The organism is uncultured Amnibacterium sp. (genome assembly GCF_964244015.1).
GTDB lineage: Bacteria > Actinomycetota > Actinomycetes > Actinomycetales > Microbacteriaceae > Amnibacterium.
Map to the genome: position 1 here is coordinate 1 of NZ_CAXTHO010000102.1, position 11,055 is coordinate 11,055.

Genomic DNA, 11,055 nt, shown 5'->3' on the forward strand with positions numbered 1-11,055 from the left:
GCGCCCGACCGGCCGTGACCGCGGCACTGCTGCACGACGAGGAGGACGAGGTCGCCCGGGCGGCGTGGAGAGCGGCGGTCGTGCTGACGCCCGTGGGGGAGCGGTCGGCGCTCGCCGACGACCTCGCGACCGAGCTCGGGTGCCGGGACCGGGAGTGCTGGCGGAGCCTCAGCCGCGCGCTCGTCGACCTCGGCGAGGACGCCCGGACGCCGCTCGAACGGGCGGTGGCCTCCGGGACGCTCGCGGTCCGGGTGCACGCCGCCGCGACCCTGCTGATGCTCGACGGGGTGCAGGTCGACTTCCGTTCCGCGGTCGAGGAGGCGCAGCGCACCGCGCTCGGGCCGATACCCGACGACTCCGCGTCCTGAGCCTGCGAGTGGTTCGCTGAAGGCGAACCGACGTGCTGCACTCTGCGACGTATTCACCCTGCTCAAGCAATGATTTCACCGAGCCGCTGTCGGACCCCCGTGGTTGTATCCGAGCATGGAACCGATGCCCGAGCTGCGAGCCGTGATCGCCGCTGCTCGCGCCGTGCAGCAGACGTTCCCGACCGCATCCGATGAGCAGGTCCTCGCGGATCTCGCTGCGGTGGAGGAGCTCGGCCGGATCGTCGACGGCCTCCGCATCGCCGGCGCCGCCGAGGTCGAGCACCGCTCGCGCCCGGGGCTCGGCGAGGATCGCCTCTCATTCGCCTCCGGTGCGCGAGACGGTGCCGAGTTGGTGCAGCAGGTGTGCCGGATCGGGCACAACGAGGCCAAGCGCCGCGTCGGCCTCGGGTCCGCTCTCGCCCCGAAGCGCTCGCTGTCCCAGGAGCCGCTGCCCGGCCGGTACGCGCCGCTCGCAGCAGCCCTCGTGTCCGGACTGGTCGGCCTCGAATCCGCCAGGGTCATCATCAACACCTGCAAGTCGATCAGCAAGCGGGTCGGGATGGCGCAGATCGAGGGCATGGTGGTCCAGCTGACCGATGCGGCGATGGTCAACGACACCGAGCAGGTCCGGGACCTCGCGGCGGCATGGGCGGAGATCCTCGATCCCGACGGGGCCGAGCCGAAGGAGGCGGCGCAGCGGCGCAAGCGCGCCCTGCAGGTCGGTCGCACCCTCGCGGACGGCACGACCCGGGCATCGCTGGTGCTCACACCGGAGCACCTCGCGATGCTGCAGGAGCTGCTCGAATCCCGGAGGCGCGGCGTGCCGCTCGTCCGGACGGAACCCGGCTCGGACGACGACGCCGAGACGACGGGCGGCGAGTGGCGCGAGGACGCCAGCGCCGCCGGAGGAGGCGGCGACGACGATCCCCGCTCCCGAGCGCAGCAGGACTACGACACGCTCTTCGAGACGCTCGAGGCCGGCGCGAAGGCCGAGCAGGTCGACGTCGCCACCCAGGTCACGCACGAGACCGTCGTGACGATCACCGCGGCCGAGCTGCAGGCTCAGCGGGGCCAGGGCTGGACGCCGGGAGTGCTGGCGGGCCTGCCGATCCCCGTGGTCGAGCAGCGGATGTGCACCGGCGGCACGCGCCTCCTGGTGGTCGGCACGGACGGAGAACCGCTGCACTTCGGCCGCTCCCGCAGGCTGTTCAGCCCCGCCCAGCGCAAGGCGCTGATGGTCGCGGCGGGCGGTCGCTGCCAGTACCCGGGGTGCCGAACGCCGGCACCGTTCCTCGAGGCGCATCACGCCGAGTGGTTCTCCCGCGACGACGGCCCGACGGACATCGGGAACGGCATCATGCTGTGCAGCTACCACCACCATCTGATCCACGCGAAGCACTCCTCCGTGAAGATCGTGAGCCACGAGGACGATCTGTGGATCGTGCCGCAGTGGTGGAGGGGCCCGCCGCAGGACCATCATCGGCGCCAGTCGGGCCTGCTGCGAGATCCGCGGCTCGATGCGCTTCGCCGGCAGCACGATCCCGACCGCAACCCGTGGGCACGGCCGCGCGCCGCATGACCTGGGCGTGCCGCCGCGCGGGTTCAGTTACAGCGCGACCACGGATGCCGAGGTCAGATGCAGCGGAGACCAGGAGGGTCGAGGGTCGATCAGCGTGGGACGGGCACGATCTCGTTCGTGAATGCCACGACGAGGGTCCACCCGATGCCGGAGGGCGCTTCGACGGCGACGTGGGTGAGCGGTCGGCTCGCGAAGGCGAACGTGGTCGGCGCGTGTGCTCCCGAGCGGTCCTCGGCCGCACCCTCCGCGAGAACGTACGGGTACGAGCTCCCGTCGTTCCGGTCGATGCGCAGCAGCGCGCGCCAGCCGACGCGATCCGGGTCGGCCGAGGTGATCTCGACCGAGGCCCGCCCGCCGTGGTCCGACCCCTCCGGTGCGTCGAGCTGCACGACGGCGTCGCCGTGCCCCTGGAAGCGCTGGCCGACCGCAGCGGTCCCGGCGATCGACACCGGCACCGACGTCGGTCCGTCCACGGCACGCAGCACGCTGTCCCGCAGTTCCCTCGGGGCGGTGCGGGAGGCGGGTGCGGCCTCCTCCGATGATGCGCTGAGCTCTGCAGCGACCGCGACGGACGCCCCGGCTGCGAGCAGGGCTCCCAGCACGAGACCGAGCACGAGGTGGCGAGGAGTCCGCGACGACGTCCTCTGCTCGGGCTGCTGCGGCACCTCGGCCCCGGGCCCGCGCTCCTCGATGTACCGCCGCAGATCGTCCTCGGTCGCGTCGGATCGGTAGAGCCGGCGACGGAGGTCGTCGAGGAGGGACTGCATCGTCTCCGGTTCTCGAGGATCGGTCACCGGCTCACTCTGCCCCTCCGGGCCGGATGCGCTCTCGACGCCGCGTCGATCGTGATCACCAGGCCGAGCGGCGGGCTCCGGAGGAGCGCCGAGGTCCGTTCGGCGCGTCCAGCCTGCGAACGTACGGTCTGGCGGTGACCTCCAGCGCCCCGACCGGCACCGACCGTCCGATCATGACCGGCGGTGCCTACGACCCGGTCCAGACCGAGACGACCGAGACGCGGCTGCGCGTCACCGGGGCGATCCCGGAATGGCTCGACGGGCGGTACGTGCGCAACGGCCCGAACCCGATCGGTGCGGTCGATCCGGCGACCTTCCACTACTTCATGGGCGACGGGATGGTGCACGGCGTGCGCCTCCGCGGCGGCCGCGCCGAGTGGTACCGCAACCGCTGGGTGCGCTCCCGCGACGCCGCGAAGGCACTGGGGGAGCCGATGCCCTCCTCCTCCGGCGTCAGCGTCGCCGCGAACACCACCGTGATCGGCCACGCGGGCGCGACCCTCGCCCTGGTGGAGGCGGGCGGCACCTGCTACGCGCTCACCGACGAGCTCGAGACGATCGGGTCGTGGACCTTCCAGGGCACGCTGCCCGGCGGGTACACCGCGCATCCGAAGCTCGATCAGGCGACCGGGGAGCTGCACGCGATCTCGTACCGCTTCGACCACCCCGGGTTCGTGCATTACTCCGTCTTCGACGTCCGCGGTCGCGCGCGACGCGTCGTCGACGTGCCGGTGTCCGGCAGCCCGCTCGTGCACGACATGGGGCTCACCCAGCGGCACGTCGTCGTGCTCGACCTGCCGATCGAGTTCGACCTGCCCCGTGCGATGCGGGCCGTCGGAGTGCCAGAGCGGATGATCGAGCCGGGTGCACGCGTCGCCGCCAAGCTGATCGGCCGGGTGCCGGCCAGCGGGCGTCTCGCGGACCTGGCGGCCAGCCGGCTGCGGAACGGCGACATGCCTTACAGCTGGTCGCCTGACCACCCCAGCCGGCTCGGTGTGCTGCCGCGCGGCGCCGCCGGCGCAGCCGTGCGCTGGTTCGAGATCCCGCAGTGCTTCGCCTTCCACGTGCTCGGCGCCTACGACGAGGTCGATGCGGACGGCCGCCCCGTCGCGGTGGTCGTCGACGGCGTGCGGTACGACGAGGTGTTCGCCGACAACGACCGCGGCCCGGAGGGGTCGAGCACCCGGCTCACCCGCTGGCGGCTGGACCTTGGCACGGGCCGTGCGATCGAGACGACCGTCGACGACCGGCAGCAGGAGTTCCCGCGCATCGACGAGCGGTTGATCGGCCGCCCGTACCGCTACGGCTACGCCTCCGGGCTCGCGCCGGACGGCACGGGAACCGTCGACGACCGCATCCTGAAGCACGACCTGGTCGCCGGCTCGACCGAGTCGCACAGCCTCGGCGCCGGCACGGAGGTGGGCGAGCTCGTGTTCGTCCCGCGCTCGCCCGACGCCGCGGAGGACGACGGCGTGCTGATGGGCTTCGTGCACGACGGCGTCACGGGCGCCGACCGGCTCGAGCTGCTGGACGCGGCGTCGCTCGAGTCGGTCGCGCAGGTGCACCTCCCGGTCCGCGTGCCGCACGGCTTCCACGGCAACTGGCTGCCCGCCTGAGTGGTAGCCGGCCGGGTCCTCGCGCCGGTCGCATCAGCGCTCGTCGACCGGGCGCTCCTCCGTGCCGGTGAAGCGGGGGAGCCACTCGGGCACCGGTCGGGCGGGGAACGCGACATGCGCCGCGGGCCACTCGCTGACCCGGAACGCGGAGAGCGAGTCGTCGAAGTTCTGCACCGCATCGAGCCGGTCGGTCATGAACGCGATTCCGATCCGGACGTTCGCCCAGTAGGCGTCCCACGTGTCGAAGAGCCCCTCGGCCGGTTCCGCGGCGCGTTCGATCAGTCGCCACGCGGTCGACGTGTCGATGTGGTCGGCGAGGTGCGCGATCCGGACGACGCTGACGACGCGCTGGGTGTCCGCCGCCCAGAGCAGCAGCGCGGGCCGGCCGGCGGCGGGCTCGTCGAGCTCGCGCAGATCCCACTCGCTGAGGCCGGTGAGGGAGGAGAGGCGCCCGAGCATCCGCTCGCCGTGCTCCCCGTGCAGCACGGCGTGGAAGCGGGAGCTGAGGCTCGCGTCACCCAGCGCGTCGGCGACGAACAGCTCCGTGTCACGACCGCTGGCGATCTTGTGGTCCGCGTCGAGCCGCGCCCGCAGGTCCGCCGCCTCGAACAGCGGCATCGTCGTGAAGCGGGGCCGCGGACCGCGCCGGGACCGCCTCGACCGCTGGTCGAGCGGGAGGCGGTGCGCCGCGGGACCGTAGTCGAGCGTCGAGTTCCAGCCGCCGAAGGCGAAGTCCGACTGGCCGTCGAGCGCGAGCAGCTGCTGCTGGCGATCGGTCACCGGCGGGATGCCGGAGAGGCGCCAGTACGTCTCCTGCTCCCGCCTCGGCAGGCTGCGATCGAGGATCGCGCCGACCAGCAGGCCGAGCACGCCGAGCACGATGATGAGGGCGAACCCGACCAGCACGGCCCGGTCGGTCGCGTCGGTCTGCGGGCCGTCGATGACGAAGCCGAAGACGATCGCGATGGCGAGGATCGCGGGGAGCACGAACAGCACGCCGCGCAGCGCGGTCCGGCTGGGATCGGCGGCCTGCATCGCGGAACGCGTGCTCCGGACCTCCGACCACCGGTCGCGGACGGGGAAGGCGCGGTCGCCGTACCGGTTCTGCAGCACGGGAACGACGGTATGCCTGCGGCGCTCAGATCGCGACGCGGCACCGCGGAGGGTGGTCGATCCGACCTAGCGGGTCGTCGCGAGCACCAGCACGAACTGCCCGCCGCCGGACTCGACCGTCGTGGTCACGGCGAGGTCGGGTGCGAGCCGGGAGAGGCGGTCGAGGAGCCAGGCCCCGGCCCGCTCGGCGTCGTCGCGGCCGGGGCAGCGCGCCACGACCTCGCGGCCACCCTTCCGCGACAGGCGGTCCACTGTCGCGATGATGGGAGCGGGATCGATCACGAAGAGATCCGACGGCCACTCGACGACCGCCTTCACGGCGCCCTTGCGCGTGTTGCAGGACCGGTGCGCGAGGCGCTCCAGCGCGGGGGCGCCCTTCTTCGGCTTGTCGCTCGTGACGGAGTCGATGCTCGGCCCGCGCGGGTCGTTGACGCTCATGTCGGGATCCACCGGCTCGTCGCACAGCCAGCAGCGCCAGCCCGCGCGGTCGCCGACCTCGGTCAGGGTGCTCATGCTCCGACGGTAGGGGGTCGCGTCACGGGGCATTGCGGGGGAGGAGCCGCGAGCAGCGGCACGATGCCGCTGCCCTCCCAGGTTATTGCCAGGTTCGCGCGCATCCACGGAGTGCCCGCCACCCGTAGTGATGGTGATGGGTCCGACCCGTGACCCACACGAACTGAAGGAGTCGAACGTGCGCACAGCACTGTTCAGCGGCGTCGCCGTCGCCGCCCTGCTCACCGTCGGGCTGGCCGCGCCGGCAGAGGCGGCGCCCCATCGCTTCGCGGGCAACACCGCGGAGGTCTCCGTCCTGCACGCCGTCCCGAACACCCCGGTCGACGTGTACCTCAACCACAAGCGGATCCTGAACGACTTCAAGCCCGGCACCCTCGCCGGCCCGCTGAACGTGAAGGCCGGCACCTACACGGTGTCGATCACCGCGGCGACCGCGAAGAACGACAAGAGCCCGGTGATCGGGCCGGTGAAGCTCTCGTTCCACTCGGCGCGCAGCTACACCGTCGTGGCGCACCTCACGCCCGCTGGCAAGCCGACCGCCACGTCCTACCTGAACACGATCAAGCAGACTCCGAAGGGTGATGGCCGGATCATCGTCCGCCACGACGCCGCGGCCCCGGCCGTCGACATCCTCGCCAACGGTGCGGTCGCGATGAAGAACCTGAAGAACCCGAAGCAGTCGAAGGCCGACCTCCCGGTCGGGACCTACTCGGTCGCCGTGGCGCTCGCGGGTACGACGGCTCCGGTGATCGGGCCGGCCGATGTGAAGGTGCAGAAGAACGCCGACACGATCGTCTACGCCTGGGGCAGCGCAGCCCAGGGGAACCTGACGGTCGCGGTGCAGACGGTCAAGACGAACAGCTGAGCTGGCAGTGGGAGCGCGGCAGTCCGCGCTCCCACTGAGCACTGAGCAGTGAGCAGTGAGCAGCGGGGCGGGAGCACCCATGGGTGTGCTCCCGCCCCGCTGCGGTCGGCCGGCCGCGCCTCTACACTCGGGCGCTGCCCGCCGATGATGCCCGGGGCGGAGCAGTCGCGGGCATCGCGAACCGAGGACCGACCCATGCACGACGACGCCGACGCGATCGCCCGTGCCGCCGCGTTCCGTGCAGGCGACGGTGCCGCGCTCGCAACCGCTTACCGGGACTGGGGACCACTCGTGTACACGCTCGCACTGCGCAGCCTCGGGCACGTGCAGGACGCGGAGGACGTGACGCAGCGCGTCTTCATCGCCGCGTGGCGTGGGCGCGAGACCTTCGATCCCGAACGGGCGAACCTGTCGGCGTGGCTCGTGGGGATCACCAGGCGCCAGATCGCGGATGCCCACACCGCCCGCGCCCGCACCGCAGCACTGCCGATGCCGTCCGAGGGGGAGGGGGAGCCCGTGGCCCCGACCGTCGAGCTGGGTGACCGCCTGCTGATGGCCGACGAGATCGCGCGGCTCTCGCCGCAGGCCCAACGGGTGCTCAGGCTCGCCTTCTACGACGACCTGACGCACCAGCAGATCGGGGAGCGGCTCGGCATGCCGCTCGGCACGGTCAAGAGCCTGATCCGCCGCAGCCTCGAACGGATGCGGCAGCGGCTGGAGGTGCACGATGGAGCACCTTGACCCCGAACTGCTCGCCCTCCTCGGCCTGGGTGAGGACGCGGCGTCGGCGACGCAGCGGCTGCACCTCGCAGGCTGTCCGCACTGCCGAGGCGAGGTCCGCCGGTTCGCGCGACCGGTCGCGGCGACGCGCGACACCGACGAGGTGCTGGAGACGCCCGGCCCCCGGGTGTGGGCGGGCATCGCGGCGGAGCTGCAGCTCGATCCGCGGGATCCCGGCACCCTCGTGATGACCGGACCGGAGCGGGTCGCCCCTGCGACCCGTCCCCTGCGCAGGACCGTGGTCGCGGCCGTTGCGGTCGCGGCCGCGGTACTCGCCCTCGGCGGGGTCGGCATCGGCCTGCTGACCGTGCGGCACGACGCGCAGCGGATCGCGACCGCGACGTTGCAGGCGTTCCCGGGGTGGCAGGGCAGCAGCGGGACCGCCGTGCTCGAACGCCTCCCGAACGGACGCCACGTCGTGCAGGTGACGACGACCGTGCAGCCCGGAGGCCGCGACGACCACGAGGTGTGGTTGATGACCGCGGGAGCGAAGCGCCTCGTGAGCCTCGGCCTGCTGCACGGCACGAGCGGCACGTTCACCGTGCCGGCCGGGGTCGACGTCAGCCGGTTCCGGCTCGTCGACGTCTCCGACGAGCCGCGCGACGGGAACCCTGCGCACTCCGGCGACTCGATCGTCCGCGGTGCGCTGAAGTCGTAGCGACGCCCTTCCCGGACGGGCCCGCCTGAACGCGGGCGCGATCGGACCAGACGGGCGTCCGCGGACGCCCGGAACGTCCGATTCCGCCCGGACTTCGCGGAGGCGACGGGTGGCACGCTGGGGTCATGCTCATCGCGTTCTCGGTCGCCCCCAGTGGAGGACACCCCGGTGGAGGAGGGAGCAGCGACGGCAGCGTGCACGACGCCGTCGCCGCCGCCGTCCGCATCGTGCGGGAATCGGGGCTGCCGAACCGGACCGGCTCGATGTTCACGGAGATCGAAGGCGAGTGGTCCGAGGTGATGGAGGTCGTCCGGCTCGCGGTCGAGGCGGTCGGCGCCTACGGCCCGCGGGTCTCGCTGGTGCTGAAGGCCGACATCCGCCCCGGATACACCGGTGAGATCACCGGGAAGCTCGAGCGGCTCGAGGCGGCGCTGGGGGAGTAGCCCCGGTCACACCGCCTCCAGCAGGATCGCGGCGCCCTGCCCGCCTCCGCCGCAGATCGCGGCGACGCCGAGGCTTCCGGGTCCGAGCGCCGCGAGGCTGCGACCGACGTGCCCGGCGATGCGCGTGCCGGAGGCGCCGATCGGGTGGCCGAGCGCGATCGCGCCGCCGTTCATGTTGACGATCAGCGGGTCGACGCCGAGGAGACGGGTCGAGACGACCGCGACCGCGGCGAACGCCTCGTTGAACTCGACGACCTGCAGCTCGGCGATCTCGCGGCCCGCCTGCTCGAGCGCCTTCCGCGCCGCGTTCGCGGGTTGGGCGTGGAGGGAGACGTCGGGGCCCGCCACGAACGTCGAGGCGAGGATCCGGGCCACGGCGGCGGCACCCCGCTCGGGCGCGAGCGCCTCGTCCATGAGCACGACCGCGGCGGCGCCGTCGGTGATCTGGCTCGAGTTGCCCGCGGTGATGCCGCCGTCCTTCGCGAACGCCGGGCGGAGCTCGGCCAGGGTCTCGACGGTCGTGCCGGGACGGAGGCCGTCGTCCGCCGCGATGGTCGCCGGGCGCCGGCCCGACGTCGTGAAGGGCGCGATCTCGCCGGCGAGGAACGCGCTCCCGGCCTCGAGACGGGCGTGCGACTCCGCCGCCCAGGCGTCCTGCTCGGCGCGGGTCACCTGCCGGTCGGCGTTGCGGTCCTCGGTGGAGGCGCCCATGCTCTGGTGCTCGAACGCGTCGGTGAGGCCGTCGTGCTCCATCGTGTCGAGGAACTCGATCGAGCCGTACCGCTTGCCGGCCCGCGATCCGGGCCAGGCGTGCGGGGCGAGGGACATCGACTCCTGGCCGACCGCGACGACGATCCGCGCGCGGCCGTCCGCGATCATCCGCGCCCCCTCCGCCACCGCCTCGAGGCCGGAGAGGCAGACCGCGTTCAGCGTGATCGCCGGCACGGTGAGGGGGATGCCGGCGCCGACCGCGGACTGCCGTGCCGGGTTCTGGCCCGCTCCCGCCTGCAGCACCTGGCCGCCGACGACGCGATCGACCTCCTCCGGCGCGACGCCCGCGCGCTCGAGCGCCGCGCTGATGGCGTGGGCGCCGAGGACCGTGGCCGGCACCTGGGCGAAGACGCCGCTGAACTTCACGAAGGGGGTACGGGCATACCCGACGATGACGGCACTCATACGCCGATCCTCCTGCACCTGCGTACCGGATGCCTTCTGCGCGCCCCCGAGAAGGGCATCGAGCGGCACGTCCACGCCCATCTCCTGTCCCGTGCGGCGTCGAAGGCACCTGGAGGATGGGCGCCGGCTCGACCAGCGGGTTCGGCCCCGTCCGCTGGTCGATGCGCGAGCGCAGCGAGCAGCCGTCAGTGCTTCGGGCGGACGACTCCGGTCGTGGTGGCAGGAGGCTTCGGGTTCGCAACGGACGCCTGGGGGCTGTAGCCGAGGGTCTCGGTGTGACCGACCTGCGGCGCGACCGCCTTGTCGTGCGACGTGCTCATGCCGAGTCCTCCTCCGGTCGAGTCCATTCCAGGATGTCATCGTCGCGCACCGCGATCCACATTCCGGCACTGTTTTCCAGTACATGGTCGAATCGCCCGTTCGCGGTGACGCGCCATTGCTGCGCGATGAAGATGTCGCGATGTTCGGGATAGCCACTCATGAACGATCCCTTGCCGTAGAAGCCTCCGACGATCGTTCCGTCAGCACGGGTGACACGGACGAACACGCCGTTCTGCTGGTGTCCGGCGTGGTCCCAAGCGGTGGGAACGCGGTTCACGACCAGCAGGCCCTGCGCGCTCGCCCAGTCCATGATCCGCTGCGCCCCAGGGATACGCCACCACGGCACGGCATGTGCAAGGGCGGCGAGGACGGCGGGGGCGACGAGACCGAGGAGGAGGATGGTCCGGCCAGCCCCGACCGGATCTGCGACGACAACCTGCTCGCGCCCGGCATCGAACCCGAACGACTCGTAGGCGACTCGCCCGAAGAGCGCGAGGTACGCGGCGTTCAGGACGACGCCGACCGTCACCGCGTGCGCGAAACGAGAACCGAGCGATCGGTCGGTACCGCGATACCCGGTCAACGAAGCACGGATCGTCGAGTAGACGAGGCCTGGTACGAACAGGGCGACCAGCACGGCTACCGCGGCAGTCGAGGTGGGGATGTCCACGTGTCCTCCGTTCAGCGGCACGATCATGACCGACGGCGACGACATCTGATCGACCCACCGCGCACCGAGCACGTTCGGGTGACGCAGGTGGGATCAGTCGGTCGCGGCGACGCATCGGGCGGAGGTGACGCCGAGGTGCGACGGTCTCACTCGGCGGTG

Annotated in this window: 12 protein-coding genes and 1 pseudogene; 7 read left to right on the forward strand and 6 right to left on the reverse strand. The window is 72.3% G+C overall.

The features are described from left to right. A pseudogene (locus ACFE67_RS11435) lies at positions 1–368 on the forward strand (HEAT repeat domain-containing protein); the annotation flags it as partial. Between the two features lie 124 nt (positions 369–492). Further along, positions 493–1,947 carry a DUF222 domain-containing protein gene (locus ACFE67_RS11440; RefSeq protein ID WP_375407004.1) on the forward strand — a complete coding sequence of 485 codons (1,455 nt, stop codon included), beginning with the start codon at positions 493–495 and terminating at the stop codon, positions 1,945–1,947. Between the two features lie 89 nt (positions 1,948–2,036). On the opposite strand, the gene ACFE67_RS11445 is transcribed toward ACFE67_RS11440, so the two are convergent. Further along, on the reverse strand, positions 2,037–2,741 hold the full coding sequence (locus ACFE67_RS11445) for a hypothetical protein (RefSeq protein ID WP_375407005.1): 705 nt from the start codon (positions 2,739–2,741) through the stop codon (positions 2,037–2,039). A gap of 134 nt (positions 2,742–2,875) precedes the next feature. On the opposite strand from ACFE67_RS11445, the gene ACFE67_RS11450 reads away from it, so the two are divergent. Then, a complete protein-coding gene (locus ACFE67_RS11450) occupies positions 2,876–4,357 on the forward strand; it encodes a carotenoid oxygenase family protein (RefSeq protein ID WP_375407006.1) in 1,482 nt (493 codons plus the stop codon). A gap of 33 nt (positions 4,358–4,390) precedes the next feature. Here the strand turns inward: ACFE67_RS11450 and ACFE67_RS11455 are convergent, their stop codons facing one another. Together ACFE67_RS11455 and ACFE67_RS11460 are read right to left on the reverse strand one after the other, a co-directional pair. Further along, entirely contained in the window at positions 4,391–5,470 is a 1,080-nt protein-coding gene (locus ACFE67_RS11455; protein ID WP_375407007.1) for a DUF1266 domain-containing protein, read from the reverse strand. Positions 5,471–5,536: 66 nt separating this feature from the next. Then, positions 5,537–5,983 (reverse strand): hypothetical protein, encoded by a 447-nt coding sequence (locus ACFE67_RS11460; protein ID WP_375407008.1) that lies wholly within the window; start codon positions 5,981–5,983, stop codon positions 5,537–5,539. 178 nt (positions 5,984–6,161) lie between these two features. Between ACFE67_RS11460 and ACFE67_RS11465 the strand changes: the two genes are divergently transcribed. The 4 genes from ACFE67_RS11465 (at position 6,162) to ACFE67_RS11480 (ending at position 8,729) form a co-directional block, all read left to right on the forward strand. After that, positions 6,162–6,848: a DUF4397 domain-containing protein gene (locus ACFE67_RS11465; protein ID WP_375407009.1), complete on the forward strand. Its 687-nt coding sequence runs from the start codon at positions 6,162–6,164 to the stop codon at positions 6,846–6,848. A gap of 195 nt (positions 6,849–7,043) precedes the next feature. Then, entirely contained in the window at positions 7,044–7,589 is a 546-nt protein-coding gene (locus ACFE67_RS11470; protein WP_375407010.1) for an RNA polymerase sigma factor, read from the forward strand. Then, on the forward strand, positions 7,576–8,286 hold the full coding sequence (locus ACFE67_RS11475) for an anti-sigma factor (RefSeq protein WP_375407011.1): 711 nt from the start codon (positions 7,576–7,578) through the stop codon (positions 8,284–8,286). The genes ACFE67_RS11470 and ACFE67_RS11475 overlap by 14 nt, the downstream gene beginning before the upstream one ends. Before the next feature lie 125 nt (positions 8,287–8,411). Next, on the forward strand, positions 8,412–8,729 hold the full coding sequence (locus ACFE67_RS11480) for an MTH1187 family thiamine-binding protein (protein ID WP_375407012.1): 318 nt from the start codon (positions 8,412–8,414) through the stop codon (positions 8,727–8,729). A 6-nt stretch (positions 8,730–8,735) separates the two neighbouring features. On the opposite strand, the gene ACFE67_RS11485 is transcribed toward ACFE67_RS11480, so the two are convergent. The 3 genes from ACFE67_RS11485 to ACFE67_RS11495 form a co-directional block, all read right to left on the reverse strand. Continuing rightward, the gene (locus ACFE67_RS11485) at positions 8,736–9,905 is read right to left on the reverse strand and encodes an acetyl-CoA C-acyltransferase (RefSeq protein WP_375407013.1); all 1,170 of its coding nucleotides are present in this window, start codon (positions 9,903–9,905) and stop codon (positions 8,736–8,738) included. A gap of 185 nt (positions 9,906–10,090) precedes the next feature. After that, positions 10,091–10,225, reverse strand: coding sequence for a hypothetical protein (locus ACFE67_RS11490; RefSeq protein ID WP_375407014.1), 135 nt, complete (start codon positions 10,223–10,225; stop codon positions 10,091–10,093). Further along, complete coding sequence (locus tag ACFE67_RS11495; protein ID WP_375407015.1) at positions 10,222–10,896, reverse strand: DUF6338 family protein; 675 nt, start codon at positions 10,894–10,896, stop codon at positions 10,222–10,224. Before ACFE67_RS11495 ends, ACFE67_RS11490 begins: the two co-directional genes overlap by 4 nt. Positions 10,897–11,055: the final 159 nt, after the last annotated feature.